Source organism: Lysobacter silvisoli, assembly GCF_003382365.1.
Classification (GTDB): domain Bacteria; phylum Pseudomonadota; class Gammaproteobacteria; order Xanthomonadales; family Xanthomonadaceae; genus Lysobacter; species Lysobacter silvisoli.
Window position 1 is genome coordinate 2,482,653 of the sequence record NZ_QTSU01000001.1, and the last position, 20,672, is coordinate 2,503,324.

Below are 20,672 nucleotides of genomic sequence, written 5' to 3' on the forward strand. Positions count from 1 at the left end.
AAAGTGACCCGTCCGCTTGCGGACGGAAGCTGTTGCTGTTGCTTAAACCAGCACACCCAGACACCTTCGCGAGCTCGGAGCGGATCGCGGCTCACGCCGCTCCTACCCCAAGGCGCCAGGGCAGACCCCCAGCCGACCGAAAGCTTCGGCGTAGCTGCGGATTCGCGGTCGCAGCTTGCGCAGCTCCTACAGGGGGCTCGTGGGATTCGTCGTAGTTGGGATTCGCGGTCGCGGCTTAGGCCGCGTCATACAGGAGCAACAGGTCGGCTTCGGCCTGCGCCAACTCCTCCGCCATCGCCTCGCGCTTGCGCGCCAGCTCGGCGGCGTTGTCGCCGCCGCCGGCATAGCGCGTGGGATCGGCCAGGTCCATGTCCAGCGTGTGCAGCTTGGACTCCAGCTCCGCCACCCTGGCCTCGGCCTGCGCCAGCTTGTGCGCATTGACCTTGCGGCCCTTGCCGGCCGGCGCCGCGGGCGGCGGCGGTGCCGCGGCCGGAGCGGCCGCGCGCGGCGCCTTGCCGTCGCCGCTGCTGTCGCGCGTGCGCAGCCAGCTGGCGTAGGCGTCCAGATCGCCGTCGAAGTACTGGGCCACGCCGTCGGCCACGCGCACGAAGGTTTCGCAGACCAGGCCGATCAAGTGGCGGTCGTGCGAGACCAGCACGATCGCGCCGTCGAAATCGGCCAGCGCCTCGGCCAGCGCCTCGCGCATGTCCAGATCGAGGTGGTTGGTGGGTTCGTCCAGCAGCAGCAGGTTGGGCTTGCGCCAGGCGATCAGCGCCAGCGCCAGGCGCGCGCGCTCGCCGCCTGAGAAACCGTCCACCGACTCGAACGCGCGGTCGCCGGGGAAGTTCCACTTGCCCAGGAAATCGCGCAGCTGCTGGGTGGCCACGCCCGGCGCGATGTCGCCGAGCAGGTCGATCGGGCTGGCGCCTTCGCGCAGCGATTCCACCGTGTGCTGGGCGAAGTAGCCGATGCGCAGGTCCGGGTGGCCGCCGCGCTCGCCGCCCAGCAGCGGCAGTTCGCCGACCAGCGACTTGACCAGGGTCGACTTGCCGGCGCCGTTGGGGCCGAGCAGGGCGACGCGGTCGCCGGCTTCGAGGATGAAACCGACGTTATGCAGCACCGTGTGCGAGCCGTAGCCGCAGTCCGCATCGGCGATGCGCAGCAACGCATGCGGCAACTTCACCGGCGCCGGCAGCTCGATGCGCAGCGAGCGCTCGGCGCGCACCGCCTCGGTGCCGGCCAGCTTGGCCAGGCGCTTCATCCGGCTCTGCGCCTGCTTGGCCTTGCTGGCCTTGGCCTTGAAGCGGTCGATGAAGCTCTGCAGGTGGGCGCGCTCGGCCTGTTCCTTCTCGAACGCGATCTGCTGCTGGCGCAACTGCTCGGCGCGCTGGCGCTCGAAGGCGGTGTAGTCGCCGGTGTAGAGCTTGGCCTTGCCCTCGTGCAGGTGCAGGGTGTGGGTGCTGACGCCGTCGAGGAACTCGCGGTCGTGCGAGATCAGCAGCAGCGTGCCCGGGTACTTGAGCAGCCATTGTTCCAGCCACAGCACCGCGTCCAGATCGAGGTGGTTGGTGGGCTCGTCGAGCAGCAGCAGGTCCGACGGCGTCATCAGCGCGCGCGCCAGGTTCAGGCGCACGCGCCAGCCGCCGGAGAATTCCTTGACCGCGCGGCTGTGGGTGTCGGCGGAGAAGCCCAGGCCGTGCAGCAGCTTGCCGGCGCGCGCGCTGGCGTCGTAGCCGCCCAGCTCCTCGAGCCGGTGATGGGCCTCGGCCACCGCTTCCCAGTCCTCGCGCTCCACCGCCGCGCGTTCGGCCAGGATCGCCTGGTAGACGCGGTCGTCGCCGGAGAGCACGAAATCCAGCGCCTCGTCGTCCAGGGCCGGGGTTTCCTGGGCCACGCTGGCGATGCGCACGCGCGCGGGCACGTCGATGTCGCCGCGGTCGGCCTCGACTTCGCCCTGGATCGCGGCGAACAGCGAGGACTTGCCGGTGCCGTTGCGGCCGATCACGCCCACACGCCAGCCGGCGTGCAGGGCAAGGTCTACGTTGGACAGCAGCAGGCGTTCGCCGCGCCGCAGGGCGAAATCACGGAAGGCAATCATGGCGCGCATTGTAGCCGGGGCCGCGCTCCGGCGCCCGTCCCGCGCCCTGCCCCGCCGGCCCTGCATGGCCCGCTGCAGCGCGTCCGGCGGCCGTTTTCGCGCGCTTTTCGGGTCCGCAGCGCTAGGCTGCGGCTTGCATCGGCGCCCCCCGGCCCACATGCTTGCAGACCGACACGACAGGAGATCCGATGCATCACACCTCCCTGATCGCGATCCTCGTCGCCGGCTTCGTGCTGGCGTTCGCCTTCGGCGCGCTGGCCCAGCGCCTGCGCCTCTCGCCGCTGGTGGGCTATCTGATCGCAGGCATCGTCGCCGGCCCCTTCACCCCGGGCTTCGTCGGCGACCAGACCCTGGCCCCGCAGTTGGCCGAAATCGGCGTGATCCTGCTGATGTTCGGCGTGGGCCTGCATTTCTCCATGCGCGACCTGCTGGCGGTGAAGGCCATCGCCCTGCCCGGCGCGGTGGTGCAGATCGGCGCCGCGGCGGTCATGGGCTGGGGCCTGGCGCGGTTCCTGGGCTGGTCGCATGGCGCCGGCCTGGTGTTCGGCCTGGCGCTGTCGGTGGCCAGTACCGTGGTGCTGCTGCGCGCGCTGGAGGAACGGCGCCTGGTGGAAACCGCCAAGGGCCGGATCGCGGTGGGCTGGCTGATCGTCGAGGACCTGGCGATGGTGTTGGCGCTGGTGCTGCTGCCGGCACTGGCCGGACTGCTCAAGGGCGAGGCCGGCGACGCCAGCGAGGTGTGGAGCGCGCTGTTCAAGACCTTCGCCAAGGTCGGCGCCTTCGTCGCGGTCATGCTGATCGTCGGTCGCCGGGTGATCCCGTGGATCCTCGAGCGCGTGGCCGGCACCGGCTCGCGCGAACTGTTCACCCTGTGCGTGCTGGCGATCGCGCTGGGCGTGGCCTTCGGCTCGGCCGAACTGTTCGGCGTGTCCTTCGCCCTGGGCGCGTTCTTCGCCGGCATGCTGCTCAACGAATCCGAATTCAGCCACCAGGCCGCCAACGAGACCCTGCCGCTGCGCGACGCGTTCGCGGTGCTGTTCTTCGTCTCGGTGGGCATGCTGTTCAATCCGATGATCCTGGTCGAAAAGCCGCTGGAGGTGCTGGCCACCTTCGCCATCATCGTGCTGGGCAAGTCCATCGCCGCCTACGCGATCGTGCGCGCGTTCGGCAAACCCAACTCCACCGCGCTGATGATCTCGGCCAGCCTGGCCCAGATCGGCGAGTTCTCCTTCATCCTGGCCGGCCTGGGCCTGCAGCTGGAAATCCTGCCGCCGGAGGGTCAGGACCTGATCCTGGCCGGCGCGCTGCTGTCGATCGTGGTCAACCCGCTGCTGTTCGCCTGGCTGGACCGCAAGCAGGCGCGCGAAGCCGCGGCGCTGCAGGAGGCCAGGACCGACCCCGTGCAGCCGGCCGTGCCGGCCGACATCGACAACCACGTGATCCTGATCGGCTACGGCCGCGTCGGCAGCGAACTGGCGCGCCTGCTCACCGAGCACCGGGTGCCGCTGGTGGTCATCGACGGCGAGGAAAGCCTGATCGCCAAGGCGCGCGCGGCCGGCCTGCCGGCGATTCTGGGCAACGCCGCCAACGAGCGGGTGCTGCGCGAGGCGGTGCCCGAACGCGCGACCACGGTGATGCTGGCCATTCCGCAGGCGCTGGAGGCCGGCGAGATCATCGCCAAGCTGCGCGAGATCAAGCCCGAGCTGAGCATCGTCGCCCGCGCCCACAGCGACAACGAAGTGCGCCACCTGATCGAGCACGGCGCCGACGGTGCGGTGATGGCCGAGCGCGAGCTCGCCCACAGCCTGGCCGAAATGGTCCTGGCCGCGCCGGTCTACCGCGGCGAGCGCCAGCTGCCGCCGTCCACCACCCTGGTTTGATTCCCTGCCGATGACCACCGAACACGACACGCCCGCCACCGACTCCGACACCCCCGCACCGCAGCTCAGCGCGGTGGAGGCCCGCATCATCGGCTGCCTGATCGAAAAGGAAGCCACCACCCCCGACGTCTATCCGCTGACGCTCAACGCGGTGCAGGTGGCCTGCAACCAGAAGACCGCGCGCGAGCCGACCATGCAGTTGGAACCGGGCGAGATCGCCAACGCGCTGCGCAGGCTGGAGCCGCGCGGCTGGGTCAAGTCGCAGCACACCGCACGCGCCGAGCGTTACGCGCACCGCGCCGCGCAGAGGCTGGACCTGACCCGCCCGCAGACTGCGCTGCTGGCGCTGCTGATGCTGCGCGGCCCGCAGACGCTGAACGAGTTGTTCGGGCGCAGCGAGCGCCTGGCCAAGTTCGAATCCAGCAGCGACGTGCAGTACGCGCTGGAACGCCTGGCCCAGCACAGTCCGCCGCTGGTGCGTCTGTTGGGCCGGCAGAGCGGGCAGCGCGAGGACCGTTGGGGGCACTTGCTCAGCGGCGAACCGGTGTGGACCGGGACCGTGGGTGGCGACGAGGCGGAGGCGGGCGCGCCGGGCTTGGCCGATCGCGTGGCGGCGTTGGAAGCCCGCATCGCGGAGTTGGAAGCGCGCTTGGACGCAGCGGGCGCCTGAGCCCCTGCCCCCTGTAGGAGCTGCGCCAGCTGCGACCGCGAATCCGCAGCTACGCCGCAACCTCGTTCCCCTCGCTTCCCCCTTTGCTTGTCTTCCCCCTTTGAAAAAGGGTGAGAGCGTGCGCTTGCGAACCGCAGGTTCGCGCAGACTCGAACGCCAGCAAGCTGTGCTTTCTGGCCGGAGGATTGAGGGGGATTTGCTCTTAGGAGCAACAACAACAGCTTCCGTCCGCAAGCGGCCGGGTCACTTTCTTTTGATAAGCGTCAAATGAAAGTGACCAAAGAAAAACGCTTCGCCGGAGCTTCCGTACGAGAGCGTTGCGTGCGCGGGGATTTTTCGATGGCACATCCCTGTGCCAGCGAAAAACGGCGCACCTCCTGTGCGCCGCCCTCCGGGTCTTCTGTTGGGGCTGCGAGTTCGGCGCCCGAGCGAGGATCAAGAGCATTCGCGCTTCGCGCTCACCCCCTCACCCTAACCCTCTCCCGTAAACGGGAGAGGGGATGCATCCGACGCCGCTTGCTGCTTTAGCCCCTCTCCCGCATGCGGGAGAGGGGTTGGGGTGAGGGCACGCGTGGCGGCAGATCGCGGCGCGCGTTCGCCGCAAAGCGCCGCAGTCACCGCAACGGCAGATACACATCCGTTCGCAGCACCGCCTCCGGGGTTTCATCCGGATCGTCCAGATACTCGTGGTGCAACGGTGCCTCGCGCGGCGTTTCGCCGCTGTCGGGCAGCCACTGCGCCAGCAAGGCGTCGGTCAGCGCTTCCAAGCCCTGGTACGAACCGACATGACGCACGCGGGCGTAACGGCCGCCGCCCAGCTCCGCGCGGCGCAAGCCGCGGCCGGGACTGAACCGCGCGGACAAGCCGATCATGCAATCGAAGGCGCAGCGCGACGGCGCCACGTCGCGGCGGTCGTCGTGCGGCACACCGTACAGGCCGGTCAGCGACTCGATCAGTCCCTGCTCGGTCGCCCATTCGAACAGACGCAGATAGCCACCGTGGTGTTGCTCGTAGCCGCCACGCACTTGCAGCGCCAACACTGGGAATGGCTCCAGATTCACCACTTCCACCCGCAGCGGCGCATCCGTCGCACCGCCGGGCGGCAGCGACAGACGCTCGATCTCGCGCGCCAGCCGCTCGGGCTCCGCGCGCAGGTCGCTCGGGCTGGCGCCGGTGCGCTGGCGCAGCGCGCGGGCGAAGGCCTGCGGGGTTTGATAGCCCACGGCCAGCGCGGTGTCGGTGACGCTGCGCGCGGCCAACAAGCGCAAGCTCTGCAGCAGCCGCAGGCGCGCCACGGTCTGGCCGCTGGTCTCGCCGGTCATGGCGCGGTAGATGCGGTGGAAATGGAAGGGCGAGAACGCCGCGGCCGCGGCCAGGCGTTCGAGTTCGGGCGGTTCCTCGCCGGCGGCGACGGCTCGTTCGATCAGCGCTACCGCGCACTGGATGCGGTGCCGGTACGAATCCTGGGTGCCGGCCTTGGCGGGCGTGCGGGTCGGAGTCATGGGACGGTCTCATGCGCTGGGGACGGTGCCAGGATGGCGCTGGTCCGTGCCGGCTGCGGTCCCAATCTTGCGCTTTTGGCGGTCGGCCGATCCACCGTTGGCGTGCGTGGAAGCAAGATCAAAGCTGGATTCCGGCTTTCGCCGGAATGACGGATAACGGAGTTCGCGGGCTTATGCCGCGGCGGATTCGGCGATCGCCAGCGCGACCAGCACCGCGGTTTCGACCAGCTCGGCCAGCGCGCCGCAGGTGTCGCCGGTCATGCCCTGCAGGCGGCGCAGGCAGGCGCGGCGCCACAGCGCGAACACGATCAGCGCGACCGCCAAGGCCAGCGCGCCGGTCCACATCACGGTCGCGCACAAGGCCACGGTCAGCGACAAGGCGATCGCGCAGCCCACACGCGGTGCGCCGACCAGAGCTTGGCCCAGGCCGCCGCTGCGCGCATAGGGCGTGGTCAGGAAGGCCAGGGTCAGCGCCGCGCGCGCGAGCACCGGCGCCAGCACCAGCGCGGTCCACGCCGGCGTGCCCAGGCTGGCCAGGGCGGCGAACTTGAGCAGCAACAGCAACACCAGCGCGACCACCGCGGCGGGGCCGCTGCGCGGGTCCTTCATGATCGTCAGCGTGCGCTCGCGGCGCTCGGCTTCGCTCAGGCCCATGCCGCCGACCCAGGCATCGGCGCTGTCGGCCAGGCCGTCCAGATGCAGCGCGCCGGTCAGCAGCACCCAGGCGAGCAGCAGCAAGGCCGCGCCCAGCGGGGGCGGCGTGTCCTGCAGCACAAACGCCAGCGCGCTCAGCGGCACCGCGACGACCAGGCCCACCGCCGGATACCAGGCCAGCGAGCGCGAGGCGGCGGCGCCATCGCCCAAGGCCGAGGCCGGCACCGGCACGCGGGTGAGGAAGCCGATGGCCGCGAGCAGGCCGCGCATCAGTGCGCCTCGCCGGCGTCGCCGCACCAGTCCAGCGCGTGCAGCGAGGCATGCGGCACGTCGATGCCGGCCATGTCGCCGAAGCCGCGCCGCTCGTGCACGCAGCGCAGCAGGCGGATCGCGCCGCCGTGGGTCACCGCCAGCACGCGCCGTTGCGGCCAGCGCCGCGCGGCCGCGTCCAGCGCAGTGGTCAGGCGCGCGCGGAACGCAGCAAAGCTTTCGCCACCCGGCGGCGGGTGCGCGACCGGGTCGGCCCAGAAGCGGCCCAGAGCCTCGCCCTGCGACTCGGCCAGCGTCTCGATCGGCACGCCCTGCCACTGGCCGAAGTGATATTCGGCCAAGCCCGCGTCCAGATGCAGCGGCAAGCCACGCGCCTGCGCCAGCTCGGCGGCGAACTCGGCGCAACGGCGCAACGGCGACGACACGATGGCGTCCCACTCGCGTCCGATCACGGCAGCGTGCAGCTGCGTCCAGCCGATCTCCAGCAAGGGATCGTCGAGCTGGCCGCGATAGCTGCGCTCACCGGTATCGCCATGGCGCAGCAGGTCGATGACGGTCGCGTTCATACCTGTTCCGATACGCCGGCCTGATCGAAGGTGGCCATGCCCGCGTGCAGCGCGCAGGCCAGGCGCAGGGTCGGCACCGCCACCGCCGCGCCGCTGCCCTCGCCCAGGCGCATGTCCAGTGCCAGCAAGGGCTGCGCGCCCAGGGCGTCGAGCAAGGCGGCGTGGCCGCGTTCGTGCGAGCGGTGCGCGTACAGCAGCCAGTCGCGCACGCCGGGGTTCAATCGCGTCGCGGCCAAGGCGGCGGCTGTGGCGATGAATCCGTCCACCAGCACGGGCAGCGCGGCCTGCGCGGCGGCGATGTACGCGCCGGCCAGCGCGGCGATCTCGAAGCCGCCCAGGCAGCGCAGGCGTTCGCGCGCATCGCGCGCGTCGGCATGCCGGGCCAGCGCGCGTTCGATCACCGCCGCCTTGTGAGCGATGCCGGCCGCGTCCAGGCCGGTGCCGGCGCCGGCCAACTGCGCTGGCGCCAGGTCCAGCAAGGCGCAGGACAGGGCGGTGGCGGCGGTGGTGTTGGCGATGCCCATTTCGCCGCCGATGTAGAGCTGCGCATTGGCGGCCAGGGCCAGGCGCACGCTGTCGGCGCCGGCCTGCAACGCCGCGCGCAGTTGCGGCTCGCTCATCGCCGGCTCGACGCAGACGTTGCCACTGCAGGGTGCGAGGACGACGCGACGCACGCCGGGAATGTCGCCCGGGTCGTTGACCGTGCCCAGGTTGACCACGTCCAGGCGCGCGCCCAATTCGCGCGCCAGCACGCTGATCGCGGCGCCGCCGCTGGCGAAGTTGCGCACCATCTCGCCGGTGACCGCCTGCGGGAACGCCGACACGCCTTCGGCGGCCACGCCGTGGTCGGCGGCGAACACACTGATCCACACCCGTTGCAGCGATGGCTGCTCGGTACGCTGCAGCGCCGCCAGCCGGACCGCCGCCGCTTCCAGCGCACCCAGCGAACCCGGCGGCTTGGTCAGGCGGTCCTGGCGCGCCAACGCCTGGGCCCTGCAATCGCGGTCGGGCTCGGCGCAGTCGTGCAGGATCCAGTCGGGGTCGGCCGCGGCGGTGGCGGTGAGGTTCAAGGCAGGTCTCCTTTGAGCGCCAGCGGCAGGCCGGCGGCGACGAACAGCACGCGCTCGCAGCGCGTGGCCAGGGATTGATGCAGGCGTCCGGCCTCGTCGACGTAGCGCCGGGTCAGCTCGCCCAGCGGCACCACCCCCAGACCGACTTCGTTGCTGACCAGCACGATGTCGCCGGGCAGTTGCGGCAGCAGGTCCAATAAGGCCTCGCGCTCATGCGCGTAACGCGCTTCGTCGGTATCGCCGAGCAGATTGCTCAGCCACAGCGTCAGGCAATCGACCAGCACGCAGCGCCCGTCGCGCGCCTGCGCATGCAAGGCATCGGCCAACGCCAGCGGTTCTTCCACCGTGAGCCACTGCGACGGCCGGCGCTGGCGGTGGTGGACGATGCGTTCGTCCATTTCGCCGTCGCGCGCCTGCGCGGTGGCGATGTAGACCACCTCCAAGCTGCGCGCGGCCAGGGCCTCGGCCAAGGCGCTCTTGCCGGAACGCGCGCCGCCCAGGATCAGGGTACGCATGCTTGCGCTCCCGCAGGCAGGCCCAGCCACTGCGCCAGCAGCCCGGTATCCAGATGCTGCTCGACCGCATCGGCCAGGCGGTCGATGCCGCCTTCGCGCAAGGCGTGCATGTCAATGGACTCGACTTCTTCCAGGCCCGCCCAGCGCAACAACGCAGCCAGCGCTTCGGGCCGGTCGAACAGGCCGTGCAGATAGGTGGCCAGGATCTGCCCGTCCGCCGAGCGCGCGCCATCGCTGCGTCCGTCGTCCAGATGCAGCGCCGGTGCCGACAAGGCCGGACCGCTGCTCACACCGCAATGGATTTCGTAGCCGGTTACCGGCGCGCCTTCCAGGGTCAAGCCGCCGGCGACATTGCGCAGATGCTTGTGCGGCTCCAGCGTGGTGTCCAGATCCAGCCAGCCCAAGCCGTCGCTGGAACCGGGCACGCCTTCGATCCCCAACGGATCGTGCACGGCGCGGCCCAGCATCTGCAGCCCGCCGCAGATGCCGATCAGCTTGCCGCCGTAGCGCAGATGGCGGGCGATCGCGGTGTCCCAGCCGTGCGTGCGCAGCCAGGCCAGATCGGCGCGGGTGGACTTGGTGCCCGGCAGCACGATCAGGTCGCAGGGCGGCGGCGTTTCGCCGGGGCCGACAAAGCGCAGGTCCACCTGCGGATGCGCGCGCAAGGCGTCGAAGTCGTTGTGGTTGCTGATTCGCGGCAAGGCCGGCACGGCCACGCGCAAGGCGGCGCCGGCTTTGATCGCGGCTGCGCGCGGCAAGGCGTCTTCGGCCTCCAGGTGCAGGCCGTGCAGGTAGGGAAGCACGCCGAGCACCGGCTTGCCGGTTTCGCGCTCCAGCCAATCCAGACCCGGTTGCAGCAACGCCAGATCGCCGCGGAAGCGGTTGATGACGAAACCGCAGACGCGCTCGCGCTCGCTGGGCGACAGCAAGGCCAGGGTGCCGACCAGGTGCGCGAACACCCCGCCGCGATCGATGTCGGCGATCAGCAGCACCGGGCAGTCCACCGCCTCGGCGTAGCCCATGTTGGCGATATCGCCCTGGCGCAGGTTGATCTCGGCCGGGCTGCCCGCGCCTTCCACGATCACCGCATCGAACTCGCCGACCAGCCGCGCGTGCGAGGCCAGCACCGCCTCGCGCGCTACGCGCTTGTAGTCGTGGTAGGCGCGCGCGTCCATGTTGGCGACTGCCCGGCCGTGCAGGATCACTTGCGCGCCCGTGTCGCTGTTGGGCTTGAGCAGCACCGGGTTGAAGTCGGTGCGCGCGGCCACGCCGGCGGCCTGGGCCTGCACCGCCTGGGCGCGGCCGATCTCGCCGCCGTCGGCGGTGACGGCCGAGTTCAAGGCCATGTTCTGCGGCTTGAACGGCGCCACGCGCACGCCGCGCCGGTGCAGCCAGCGACACAGTGCCGCCACCATCGCACTCTTGCCGGCATCGGAGGTGCAACCCTGCACCATCAGCACCCGCGCGCTCATGCCACGCTCCGTTCGGCCGCGACTTCGGCCAAGGCGGCGTCCAGGCGTTGCCATTGGTCTTCGCTGCCGGGCAGGCCGAAGCGCAGGCTGGCCGGCGCCTCGAATAGGCGGGTCAGGATGCCGCGGCGCGCCAGCGCCTCGTGCCAAGCCGATGCGTCGGCGTCACGCCGCCATTGGAAGAAGGCGCAGCCGCCGCTGGGCGCCAGGCCGCGCGCCTGCAGCAAGGCGTACAGGCGCTGGCCCTGCGCGAGCAACAGCGCACGCATTGCCTCCTGCCACTCACGGTCGGCCAGCGCTTGACGCAGCACATGGCGCGTGGGTCCGCTCAAGGTCCACGGCCCCAGCCGTTCGCGCAACGCTTCCAGCAAAGCGGGCGAGGCGCAGACGAAGCCGGCGCGCGCGCCGGCCAGGCCGAAGAACTTGCCGGCCGACCGCAGTACCACCAAGCCCTCGCGCGCGCTGTGTGCGCACAGGCTGCGCTCGGGCGTGGCGTCCATGAAGGCCTCGTCGATGACCAACCAGCCGCCGCGCGCAGCCAACCGTGCATGCAGTTCCAGCAGCGCCTGCGGCGCATAGGACTCGCCGCCGGGATTGTTGGGATGGATCAGCAGCACCACGTCGTAGTTGTCCGCGCGCGCGAGCAACTCGTCCGATGCCAGCGTGTCCACCGCATGCCCGCAACGGCGCCAGGCGTGCGCGTGCTCGGCGTAGCCGGGCGCGAGCACGCCCACGCGCGCGGGCGTGCGCAGCTCGGGCAAAGCCTGGATCGCGGCCTGCGAACCGGCCACCGGCAGCAAAAACGGCGCGCCGTAGTAATCGCGAGCAGCGTCGACCAGGCCGTCGTCGTCCTCGGGCAATCGATGCCAGGCGCGCGCGGGTATCTGCGGCACCGGCCAGGCCACCGGATTGATGCCCGTGGACAGGTCCAGCCAGTCCGCGGGCGCGATGCCGTACCGGCGCGCTGCGCGCAGCAATCGGCCGCCGTGCTCAAGCATGGGCGCCCTCCTTACGGGCCAGGGGAGCGGCAGCGTTCAATGCCCCGCTCCGAAACAGAACCAAGCCACCGGCAGCGCCCACAGCGCCAGCCACAGCAGCACGCCGCGGCTCACCAAGGCCTGCGCACGCTCGATCGCGCCGGCATCCGGCGCGGCGCCTTCGCCCAGCAGCGGCCGCTGTTCCCAGACGCCGTGATACGGCGCCGCGCCGCCCAGGCGCACGCGCAGGGCGCCCGCACCGGCGGCCATCACCGGCCCGGCATTCGGACTGTCCCAGGCCGGCGCCTGCGCGCGCCAGCAGCGCAGCGCGCCGGCCGCGTGGCCGAGAACGGCGTAAGTCAACGCGGTCAGGCGCGCGGGCAGATAGTTGAGCGCATCGTCGATGCGCGCCGCGGCCCAGCCGTAGCGTTCGTAGCGCGGCGTGCGATAGCCCCACATCGCGTCCAAGGTGTTGGCCAGGCGGTACAGCACCGCGCCGGCCGGGCCCAGCAGCGCGAACCAGAACAAGGCGCCGAACACGGCGTCGTTGCCGTTCTCCAGCACCGACTCGGTCGCCGCGGCGGCCACGCGCTCGGCGTCCAGCGCCTGCACGTCGCGGCTGACGATGCGGCCGACCGCCGCGCGCGCGGCGCCCAGATCGTTCGCGCGCAAGGCGCGCGCCACCGGCGCCGCGTGCTCGCCCAGACTGCGCAGGCCCACGCAGGCGTACAGCACCACCGCGGCGAACGCCGCAGCCGCCCACGGCGACCAGCGCGCCAGCGCCAGTTGCAGCGCCGCGGTCAGCGCCGTCGCCGGCAGCACGGCCAAGCTCCACGCCAGCACGCCGCGTAGGCGGCGGTCGCCGTAGCAGGCGCGCTCGATCGCCTGGGCCAGGCGGCCGAAGCCGACCAGCGGGTGCGCATGCCGCGGCTCGCCGAGCAGGCGGTCCAGCAGCAGCGCCGCCAACAGCGCGGCATAGGCCCATAGCGCGCTCATGGCGCCAACAGGCGCAGCGCCGCGTCCGGGTTGGACGGGAAATAGAAGTGGACGAAGCTCGCGGTCATGCGCCGGTCGCGGTACACCGCCTCGCGACTGGGGCCGCCATTGGGATTGCGCGCCAGGGCCAGGGGCGCGGCGGCGATCTCGGCCTGGGCGTAGTGGAAGGTGTGGCCGCGCAATTCGCCTTCGGGCAATTCCACGGCCTGCAGGCCCAAGCCGGCCAGGCGCGGTTGCAAGCGCGCGTGACCGGACAGCAGACCGGCCATCTCGCCGCGCTGTCCGTCGCGGTCGGCCAGCGAGTCCAGCGCGTACAGCAGGCCGCCGCATTCGGCCAGCAGCGGCTTGCCGGCGTCGCGGTGCGCATGCAGCGCCAGGCGCAGATCGTCGCGGCGCGACAGCGCGTCCAGGTGCAATTCGGGATAGCCGCCCGGCAGCCAGACCGCATCGCAGTCGGGCAACGCATCGCCGGCCAGCGGCGAGAAGAACGCGAGTTCGGCGCCCGCGGCGCGCAACAGGTCCAGGTTGGCCGGATACAGGAAGCAGAACGCGGCGTCGCGGGCGATGGCGATGCGGCGGCCGCGCAACAGCGGTGCGACTTGCGCGCTGGTTGCCGGCGCGAACGCGACCGGCGGCGGCAGCGCCGCATCGGCATGCGCGGCCCAGGCATCGGCCAGCACGTCCAGGCGCGCATCCAGATCGCCCAGTTCCTGCGCGGCCACCAGACCCAGGTGCCGTTCGGGCAGCGACAGCGCCGGATCGCGCGGCAGCGCGCCCAGCCATTGCAGCGACGGCGGCAGGCTCTCGCGCAACAGCTGCGCGTGATAAGCGCTGCCGATACGGTTGGCGGCCACGCCGTACATGCACAGGTCTTCGCGGTAGTTCGCCAAGCCCAAGGCCAATGCGCCGAAGGTCTGCGCCATGGCCGAACCGTCCAGCACCGCCAGCACCGGCAACCCCAGCGCGATCGCCAGATCGGCACTGCTGGGCTTGCCGTCGTACAGGCCCATCACCCCTTCGACCAGGATCAGGTCGGCCTGGCCGGCGGCCTGGTACAGGCGTGCGCGCACGTCGTCCTCGCCGCACATCCACAGGTCCAGCTGCTGCGCCGGCGCGCCGCTGGCGCGCTCGTGCACCATCGGGTCGAGGAAGTCCGGGCCGGTCTTGAACACGCGCACGCGGCGGCCTTGGCGGCTGTGCCAGCGCGCCAGCGCGGCGGTGGCGCTGGTCTTGCCCTGGCCCGAGGCCGGGGCCGACACCAGCAAGGCGGGACAGTGGCGGACGGCGTCGCTCATGCGCTTACAGCTCGATGCCTTTCTGCGCCTTGATCCCGGCCTTGAACGCATGCTTGACCACGCGCATCTCGGTCACGGTATCGGCCGCTTCCACCAGCGCATCGGGCGCGCCGCGGCCGGTAACGACCACGTGCTGACGCTGCGGCCGCGCGGCCACCGCGGCGAGCACCGCCTCGAGTTCGATGTAGCGATGGGCCAGGGCGATGTTGAGCTCGTCGAGCAGCACGAAATCGAAACTCTCGTCGGCCAGCATCGCCGCCGCCTTGGCCCAGGCGGCCTGTGCGGCCGCGATGTCGCGCGACTTGTCCTGGGTTTCCCAGGTGAAGCCTTCGCCCATGACGTGATAGGCCAATTGCTCGCCTTCGAACAGGCGGAAGAAGGCCTCCTCGCCGGTGGAGAAGCTGCCCTTGATGAACTGCACCACGCCGCAGCGGAAGCCGTGACCCAGCGAACGGGCGAGCATGCCGAAACCCGATGAGCTCTTGCCCTTGCCGTTGCCGGTGTTCACCACCAGCACGCCGCGCTCGATGGTGGCGCGCGCGATCTTGCGGTCCACCAGCTCCTTCTTGCGCTGCATGCGCTCGCGGTGGCGTTCTTCCGGACTGAGTTCGGTCTGGCTCATGCGCGGGCTCCGTGCTGGGCGGCGCGACCGGCGCCCAGCGCGCGCACGCTCGCCAGCAGCGCGAACGCGGCGCCGACGTAGCCGGCCAGGGTGCCCAGGTTACGCGGATAGTAATGGGCGATGCGCTCGGCGAAGCCGGTCAAAGTGGGATCGGGGTAGCGGCCGGAGAAGAAATAGAAGCCGCCGCCGGAGCACAGGTAGGCGACCAGCGCGGCCAGGGCCAGCATCAGCGCCAGCTTGGGCACGGTGGACCAGCGCTCGCGATGCAGGCGCGAGTAGTGGAAGCCGGCCAGCCACAAGGATGCGTAGGCCGGCGCGAGCGCCCAGTAGGCCGGCGACAGGCACCAGTCGCTGATGCTGCCGGTGCCCAGGCTGATCATGTCCAGCAGCGAGGCCAGCACGAACAGCAACGGCAGCATCCACATCGGCCGCAGCAGCGCCCCGGCGAGGAAGAAGATCGCCCAGGACGCGCTGGGCAAGCGGTCGACGGTGGCGAAGTGCTGGCCGCGGGTGGCGATCATCAGCGCGGCGAGAGCGACGCCAACGGCGATCTGGACCTTGCGCGAACTCAAGGGCAAGGTGGCGGCGGACAGGGTGGTGGCTGGGGACATGGCGGCGGCTCCGGGTTCAGGCCTGCGCCGCGCGCGGCGCGGTGCGGGCGGCGGTGAGGCGGGCGACGATGGCGTAAGCGGCCAGGCCGACGGCGATGTAGCTCAGCGTGGTGCGCACGAACAGCGGACCCCATTGCCAGACCCGCGACAGGTACTGGGCGAAGTTCGGGTCTTCGTAGCGCCCGCCCAGCCAGTAGAAGGCGGCATTGGAGATCAGGAACGAAACCGCCGCCGCGGCCAGGCCCGCGACCAGCGCGCCGAACAGCGCGCGCGGCGTGGTCTGCAGGCGCGGCGCGTACCAGCGCCCGCCGTACCACAGCGCCGCATAGGCCAGCAGCAGAAAGGCGTAGGACGGCGTCACGCAGTAATGCGCGAAGAAGCTCTTGCCCTGGGCCTGGATCGCGATCCAGTCGATCGCCACCGCCACGGTCAGGAACGCGGCGAAGCCCAGGTGCCGGCGCAGCCAGAGGCCGCCGAGGAAGAACACCGCCATCGACGCGTCGGGCAGATGCAGCGCGTTGCCGAAATGATGGAAGCGGGTGGCGACCATCAGCGCGGCGAGCGCGGTGAACAGACTGTAATAGACGGATCGGGCGGGTACGTTCATCGGCGGCCTCGGTGGCGTGGACGGGTCGGCGGGACGGCGATCAGTTCGCCGGGCGGTAACGCAGGGTCAGCAGGTAGTTGCGGCCGGGCTGGTTGTAATAGGCCGCGGTTTCGAAGCGTTGGTTGAACACGTTGTTGGCCGCCAGCTGCAGGCTCCAGGTGTCGTCGAAGCGCCAGCCCACGCGCAGGTCGGTGGCGGCGTAGCCGTCCAGGCGGCGGGTGTTGGCCAGATCGTCGTAGCGGCTGCCGGCCACGTAGACGCTGCTGCCCAGCGAGAACCGGCCGTAGCGACGGTCGGCGTCGAAGCGGGCGCTTTCGCGCGCGCGCCGCGGCAGGATCTTGTCGCGGCTGCTGCCGCGGCTGTCGTTGCGCGGATCCAGCCAGGTCGCGCTGGCACGCAGGTCCCAGCCGGCCAGGGTGGTGTCGACGGCGGCTTCGGCGCCGCGGATGCGCGCGCGGTCGATGTTGCCGGGCAGGCCGATCGACGCATCGAACGCGATCAGTTCGTCCACCCGGCTTTCGTAAGCATTGAGCGACCAGCCGCCCCAGGCGTGCTCGCCGCGCAGGCCCAGTTCGAAGCTGCGCGATTCCTCGGGCTTGAGCGCGGCGTTGCCGAAACCGGGAAAGTACAGTTCGTTGAAGGTCGGCGCCTTGAACGCGGTGCCGTAGCTGGCGGTCAGGCGCAGCTGCTCGCTGAAGTTCCAGCCCCACAGCGCGCTGCCGGTGGTCTGGCCGCCGAACTGGCCGTCGTCGTCGCGGCGCAGGCTGGCCTGCAGCGAGTGGGCGCCGAAATCGCGCTGGTACTGGCCGAACAGGCCGCGGTTGATGCGCCGGTTCTCGGCGTAGCGGGTGCTGCTTTCGATCTCGTCGCGCTGCCAGTCGTAGCCCAGGCTGAGCAGGCCGCCGCCCAGGCCGACATCGCCCTGCAACGAACCCAGTTGGCGGCGGGTGTTGAAGGTGCTGGAGTAGACGCCGTTGCGGTAGTTGTCGCTGAGATCGCTGCTGCGGCCCAGGTTCAACGTCAACGTGGCGCGCTCGCCCGGCGCGTAGCGCAAGCGCGCGCCGGCGACCTGCTGCACGCTGTCGGTTTGATTGTTGGTGCTGCCGTCGTACTCGTTGCGGCCCTCGGCGCGGAACAGCCGCGCTTCGGCGTCCCAGGCGTCGCTGAAGCGATAGCCACCCTGCGCGGTCAGCGACAGGTTGCGGTAGCCGTCGCGGTCGGGCGAGTTGGTGAAGCAACCGGCGCCGCCCGGCGAAGGCTTGCCTCGGCAGGCGTTGATGCCGTCGGTGTCTTCGCTGGCGGCGTTGACCGAGTACCAGCCGCGCTCGCCCTTGCCGCCCACGCCCACCGCGCCGCGCAATGTGCTCCAGCTGCCGACGGAGGCGCTGGCATAGGGCGCGAACGCGCCTTGCGGGCGGCGGGTGAAGATCTGGATCACGCCGCCCAGCGCTTCGGAGCCGTACAGGCTGGAGAACGGACCGCGCACGATCTCGATGCGTTCGACCTGTTCCGGCGGAATGTCCTGCAGCGAGGCGCCGCCGCTGGTGGCCGAGCCCAGCTTGATGCCGTCCACCAGCACCAGCACGTGGTCGGATTCGGTGCCGCGCAGGAACAGCGAGGTCGACTTGCCGGGGCCGCCGTTGTTGACGATCGACAGGCCCAGGGTGCCGCGCAGCAGGTCGGGCAGGTTGCCCGGCTGCAGGCGCTCGATGTCCTCGCGGTCGATCACGGTGACCGAGGCCAGGGTCGCGTCCTGGGTCTGGGCGGTGCGGGTGGCGGTGACCACGACCTGGTCCAGGTCGGTGGCGGCGTCCTTGGCCCAGGCGGGCGCGAACGCGGACAGCAGCGCCGACGCCAGCGCGCAGCGGCGTACGACGGAAACAGTGGAATTCAAAGCATGGCTCCTGGTCCGCGCCTACCCGCGCGGAATCGATGGGTCGGAGACAGGCGGGGACAGGGACGTGGGGCGGCGGAGCGCGGACGCAGGCAGCCCCATGACAGCGCCCACCGCGTGTCGGGTCAGCCTCAGGCCGGTCTCCGGGCTTGCAAGCGAGGGCCTCCAGCCCTCCGGTCCGCGCCTTCCCATGCCTGCGCACAGTGGCTTCGTTGCGGATCGTTCGTCTTGCTTACCGTTGCGGGGGCAGCTCCGGACTGGCCGCCGCTCCGTTCGGAGGGCTGGCGCACCGGATTCCCGTTTCAATCGCCGGCAGGGCCGGCAATCACCTCAAGCCCGGCCATGTTAGCAGCCGGCGCAAGCTCGCCCGCATGACGGTTCGGCATGAGCGCGGGGCCCTCGCCGGCGGCCCGATGAGCCACTGGACGGCACCTGGGCACACCCAATGTTCAAAACCATGACGTACGGCCATTTCCTCATAACCCTTCGCGTTTGACCCGATTGTTATGACCGTGTTAAACCCGAATGACATCGTTACCAATCCCATGCCGCAAGGAGCCGCGCACCATGTCCGTAGTCTTTCGCGCCGTCCGTCGTCCGCTCGCACTCGCCCTGCTCGCCGCCCTGACCGCCCCCGCCTACGCCCAGGACGCGGCCCCCGCAGAACCCGCCGCCGAGGCGCACAACCTGGATCAGGTGATCGTCACCGGCACCCGGGTCAGCGACCGCACCGTGGCCGAGTCCAGCGCGCCGATCGACATCATCACCCCCGAGGCGCTGGAGGCCACCGGCACGGTCGAACTGGCCACCGCGCTGGCGCGCGCCCTGCCCTCGCTGAACTTCCCGCGCCCGGCGATCACCGACGGCACCGACGCGGTGCGCCCGGCGCAGCTGCGCGGCCTGGCCCCGGACCAGGTGCTGGTGCTGGTCAACGGCAAGCGCCGCCACACCACCGCGCTGATCAACCTCAACGGCAGCCAGGGCCGCGGCTCCTCGCCGGTGGACCTCAACGCGATCCCGATCGCCTCGATCGAACGCGTGGAAGTGCTGCGCGACGGCGCCTCGGCGCAGTACGGCTCCGACGCGATCGCCGGCGTGGTCAACGTGGTGCTCAAGGGCAGCGACCACGGCGGCAGCATCGCCGCGCGCTACGGCCAGTACAGCGCCGGCGACGGCGAGCAGTACCAGCTTTCCGGCGACGCCGGCTTCAAGCTCGGCGACAACGGCAAGCTGCACCTGGCCGCGCAGGGCGGCCACCAGGATCAGACCAACCGCGCGCGCCCGTTCCAGGGCGTGGTCGAACAGCGCTACGGCGATCCCGAGATCGACCAGGGCGCACTGTCCTACAACGGCGAGTACAACCTGGCCGACTACCTGACCCTGTATTCCTTCGGCAGCTACAGCAAGCGCGACGTGCTCTCCAACGGCTATTTCCGCTTCGCCGCCGACCCGCGCAACATCCCCTCGATCTACCCCAACGGCTTCCTGCCGCAGATCCACAACATCAGCAAGGACCGCGCCGCCGTGGTCGGGCTGCGTTCGGAAACCGCCGGCGGCACCCAGATCGACCTGAGCTACAACTACGGCCATAACGAGCTCAGCTTCGACATCGAGAACACCCTTAACCGCAGCCTGGGCCCGACCTCGCCGACGCAGTTCTACGCCGGCGCGCTGGAAGTCACCCAGCACGTGTTGAACCTGGACTTCGCCAAGCCGGTGGATTTCGGCTGGCAGTACCCGGTGACCTTCGCCTGGGGCGCGGAATGGCGCGGCGAGGAGTTCACCCAGCACGCGGGCGAGCCGCTGTCCTACGCCAACGGCGGCGTGGCCGCGCCCAACGGTCAGATCATTCCCGGTGCGCAGGTGTTCTCCGGCTTCCGCGCCAGCGATGCCGGCGATTTCGACCGCCACAGCTATTCGCTCTACCTGGACGTGGAAGCGGACCTGACGGACAAATTCTCCGCAGGCATCGCCGCGCGCTTCGAGAGCTACAGCGATTTCGGAGACACCACCTCGGGCAAGCTGTCGGCGCGCTACGCCTTCACCGATAAGGTCGCGCTGCGCGCCACCGCCTCCACCGGCTTCCGCGCGCCCTCGCTGCAGCAGCAGTTCTTCCAGTCCATCGCCACCAACTTCATCAGCGGCGTGCCCTACGAGATCGGCACCTTCCGCGTCGACAACCCGGCCGCGGTCGCGCTGGGCTCGGAGTCGCTGAAGGCCGAGGAATCCACCAACTACAGCCTGGGCCTGGTGCTGCAGCCGCGCGAAGGGCTGTACATCACCGTGGACGCGTACCAGATCAAGGTCGACGACCGCATCCTGCTGTCGGAAAACCTGACCAGCACCGCGGTGCGCAACTACCTGCAGGCCAACGGCTATCCGGGCATCGGCGGCGGCCGCTACTTCACCAACGCCGTGGACACCAAGACCCAGGGCGTGGACCTCATCGCCACCCAGGCCTGGGAACTGGCCTCGGGCAAGTTCGACCTGACCTTGGGCTACAACTACTCCAAGACCGAGATCGAGCACATCGCGCCCAACCCGGCGCGGCTGACGGCGATCGACCCGGCCGCGGTGCGCATCGGCCGCACCGAGATCGGCCGCATCACCAAGGGCGCGCCCAAGGACAAGTTCTTCCTGGCCGGCGACTGGGACACCGGCAACTGGAGCTTCAACGCCACCGCCACCCGCTACGGCGAGTTCACCGAACTGCACGCCACCAACCCGGCGCTGGACCAGACGTTCAGCGCCAAGTGGACGCTGGACCTGGCCGCCACCTACCACCTGGGCAGCTGGGACTTCACTCTGGGCGGCGACAACGTGCTAGACGAATACCCCGACGAATCCAAGCTGGTGCTGGGCACGCGCAACTACCTGCCCTACAACACCGCTTCGCCGTTCGGCTTCAACGGCGCCTTCGTGTACGTGAAGGCCGGTTACAAGTGGTGAGTTGAACGGCGCAGGCAGCGCGCTACG

17 protein-coding genes and 1 riboswitch are annotated in these 20,672 nt (G+C 70.5%); of the genes, 3 read left to right on the plus strand and 14 right to left on the minus strand.

Annotation, left to right across the window (positions count from 1 at the left end):
- Positions 1-235 precede the first annotated feature (235 nt).
- Positions 236-2,098, minus strand: coding sequence for an ABC-F family ATP-binding cassette domain-containing protein (locus tag DX914_RS10960; protein WP_115859230.1), 1,863 nt, complete (start codon positions 2,096-2,098; stop codon positions 236-238).
- A 188-nt stretch (positions 2,099-2,286) separates the two neighbouring features.
- On the opposite strand from DX914_RS10960, the gene ybaL reads away from it, so the two are divergent.
- Positions 2,287-3,978 carry a YbaL family putative K(+) efflux transporter gene (ybaL, locus tag DX914_RS10965; protein ID WP_115859001.1) on the plus strand — a complete coding sequence of 564 codons (1,692 nt, stop codon included), beginning with the start codon at positions 2,287-2,289 and terminating at the stop codon, positions 3,976-3,978.
- Between the two features lie 10 nt (positions 3,979-3,988).
- Complete coding sequence (locus DX914_RS10970) at positions 3,989-4,648, plus strand: YceH family protein (protein ID WP_115859002.1); 660 nt, start codon at positions 3,989-3,991, stop codon at positions 4,646-4,648.
- 614 nt (positions 4,649-5,262) lie between these two features.
- Here the strand turns inward: DX914_RS10970 and DX914_RS10975 are convergent.
- From DX914_RS10975 to btuB, 13 genes are all read right to left on the minus strand, one after another.
- The gene (locus DX914_RS10975; protein WP_115859003.1) at positions 5,263-6,150 is read right to left on the minus strand and encodes an AraC family transcriptional regulator; all 888 of its coding nucleotides are present in this window, start codon (positions 6,148-6,150) and stop codon (positions 5,263-5,265) included.
- Between the two features lie 171 nt (positions 6,151-6,321).
- Complete coding sequence (locus tag DX914_RS10980) at positions 6,322-7,077, minus strand: adenosylcobinamide-GDP ribazoletransferase (RefSeq protein ID WP_115859231.1); 756 nt, start codon at positions 7,075-7,077, stop codon at positions 6,322-6,324.
- Positions 7,074-7,640, minus strand: a complete 567-nt coding sequence (locus DX914_RS10985) for a histidine phosphatase family protein (RefSeq protein WP_115859004.1) — start codon at positions 7,638-7,640, stop codon at positions 7,074-7,076. Before DX914_RS10985 ends, DX914_RS10980 begins: the two co-directional genes overlap by 4 nt.
- The gene (cobT, locus tag DX914_RS10990) at positions 7,637-8,710 is read right to left on the minus strand and encodes a nicotinate-nucleotide--dimethylbenzimidazole phosphoribosyltransferase (RefSeq protein ID WP_115859005.1); all 1,074 of its coding nucleotides are present in this window, start codon (positions 8,708-8,710) and stop codon (positions 7,637-7,639) included. Before cobT ends, DX914_RS10985 begins: the two co-directional genes overlap by 4 nt.
- On the minus strand, positions 8,707-9,225 hold the full coding sequence (gene cobU / locus DX914_RS10995) for a bifunctional adenosylcobinamide kinase/adenosylcobinamide-phosphate guanylyltransferase (RefSeq protein ID WP_115859006.1): 519 nt from the start codon (positions 9,223-9,225) through the stop codon (positions 8,707-8,709). The genes cobT and cobU overlap by 4 nt, the downstream gene beginning before the upstream one ends.
- Positions 9,213-10,697 carry a cobyric acid synthase gene (locus tag DX914_RS11000; RefSeq protein WP_115859007.1) on the minus strand — a complete coding sequence of 495 codons (1,485 nt, stop codon included), beginning with the start codon at positions 10,695-10,697 and terminating at the stop codon, positions 9,213-9,215. Before DX914_RS11000 ends, cobU begins: the two co-directional genes overlap by 13 nt.
- A complete protein-coding gene (cobD, locus tag DX914_RS11005; protein ID WP_115859008.1) occupies positions 10,694-11,692 on the minus strand; it encodes a threonine-phosphate decarboxylase CobD in 999 nt (332 codons plus the stop codon). The genes DX914_RS11000 and cobD overlap by 4 nt, the downstream gene beginning before the upstream one ends.
- Before the next feature lie 36 nt (positions 11,693-11,728).
- Positions 11,729-12,667 carry an adenosylcobinamide-phosphate synthase CbiB gene (gene cbiB, locus DX914_RS11010; protein ID WP_115859009.1) on the minus strand — a complete coding sequence of 313 codons (939 nt, stop codon included), beginning with the start codon at positions 12,665-12,667 and terminating at the stop codon, positions 11,729-11,731.
- Positions 12,664-13,962: a cobyrinic acid a,c-diamide synthase CobB gene (locus DX914_RS11015; RefSeq protein WP_115859010.1), complete on the minus strand. Its 1,299-nt coding sequence runs from the start codon at positions 13,960-13,962 to the stop codon at positions 12,664-12,666. The genes cbiB and DX914_RS11015 overlap by 4 nt, the downstream gene beginning before the upstream one ends.
- Positions 13,963-13,966: 4 nt before the next feature.
- Positions 13,967-14,584, minus strand: a complete 618-nt coding sequence (gene cobO / locus DX914_RS11020) for a cob(I)yrinic acid a,c-diamide adenosyltransferase (RefSeq protein ID WP_115859011.1) — start codon at positions 14,582-14,584, stop codon at positions 13,967-13,969.
- On the minus strand, positions 14,581-15,195 hold the full coding sequence (locus DX914_RS11025; protein ID WP_115859012.1) for a hypothetical protein: 615 nt from the start codon (positions 15,193-15,195) through the stop codon (positions 14,581-14,583). Before DX914_RS11025 ends, cobO begins: the two co-directional genes overlap by 4 nt.
- A 16-nt stretch (positions 15,196-15,211) precedes the next feature.
- Entirely contained in the window at positions 15,212-15,802 is a 591-nt protein-coding gene (locus tag DX914_RS11030; RefSeq protein WP_115859013.1) for a hypothetical protein, read from the minus strand.
- Between the two features lie 40 nt (positions 15,803-15,842).
- Positions 15,843-17,696 (minus strand): TonB-dependent vitamin B12 receptor, encoded by a 1,854-nt coding sequence (gene btuB, locus DX914_RS11035; RefSeq protein ID WP_115859014.1) that lies wholly within the window; start codon positions 17,694-17,696, stop codon positions 15,843-15,845.
- A 117-nt stretch (positions 17,697-17,813) separates the two neighbouring features.
- Positions 17,814-18,044: riboswitch (cobalamin riboswitch) on the minus strand.
- 219 nt (positions 18,045-18,263) lie between these two features.
- Between btuB and DX914_RS11040 the strand changes: the two genes are divergently transcribed.
- Entirely contained in the window at positions 18,264-20,645 is a 2,382-nt protein-coding gene (locus DX914_RS11040) for a TonB-dependent receptor plug domain-containing protein (protein ID WP_115859015.1), read from the plus strand.
- Positions 20,646-20,672: the final 27 nt, after the last annotated feature.

What these genes read in the sequence shown, in the direction of transcription:
- DX914_RS10960 (WP_115859230.1), bottom strand. Translation starts at nt 2,098, where the DNA reads ATGATTGCCTTCCGTGATTTCGCCCTGCGGCGCGGCGAACGCCTGCTG.
- ybaL (WP_115859001.1), top strand. Translation starts at nt 2,287, where the DNA reads ATGCATCACACCTCCCTGATCGCGATCCTCGTCGCCGGCTTCGTGCTG.
- DX914_RS10970 (WP_115859002.1), top strand. Translation starts at nt 3,989, where the DNA reads ATGACCACCGAACACGACACGCCCGCCACCGACTCCGACACCCCCGCA.
- DX914_RS10975 (WP_115859003.1), bottom strand. Translation starts at nt 6,150, where the DNA reads ATGACTCCGACCCGCACGCCCGCCAAGGCCGGCACCCAGGATTCGTAC.
- DX914_RS10985 (WP_115859004.1), bottom strand. Translation starts at nt 7,640, where the DNA reads ATGAACGCGACCGTCATCGACCTGCTGCGCCATGGCGATACCGGTGAG.
- cobU (WP_115859006.1), bottom strand. Translation starts at nt 9,225, where the DNA reads ATGCGTACCCTGATCCTGGGCGGCGCGCGTTCCGGCAAGAGCGCCTTG.
- DX914_RS11000 (WP_115859007.1), bottom strand. Translation starts at nt 10,697, where the DNA reads ATGAGCGCGCGGGTGCTGATGGTGCAGGGTTGCACCTCCGATGCCGGC.
- cobD (WP_115859008.1), bottom strand. Translation starts at nt 11,692, where the DNA reads ATGCTTGAGCACGGCGGCCGATTGCTGCGCGCAGCGCGCCGGTACGGC.
- cbiB (WP_115859009.1), bottom strand. Translation starts at nt 12,667, where the DNA reads ATGAGCGCGCTATGGGCCTATGCCGCGCTGTTGGCGGCGCTGCTGCTG.
- DX914_RS11015 (WP_115859010.1), bottom strand. Translation starts at nt 13,962, where the DNA reads ATGAGCGACGCCGTCCGCCACTGTCCCGCCTTGCTGGTGTCGGCCCCG.
- cobO (WP_115859011.1), bottom strand. Translation starts at nt 14,584, where the DNA reads ATGAGCCAGACCGAACTCAGTCCGGAAGAACGCCACCGCGAGCGCATG.
- DX914_RS11025 (WP_115859012.1), bottom strand. Translation starts at nt 15,195, where the DNA reads ATGTCCCCAGCCACCACCCTGTCCGCCGCCACCTTGCCCTTGAGTTCG.
- DX914_RS11030 (WP_115859013.1), bottom strand. Translation starts at nt 15,802, where the DNA reads ATGAACGTACCCGCCCGATCCGTCTATTACAGTCTGTTCACCGCGCTC.
- DX914_RS11040 (WP_115859015.1), top strand. Translation starts at nt 18,264, where the DNA reads ATGTCCGTAGTCTTTCGCGCCGTCCGTCGTCCGCTCGCACTCGCCCTG.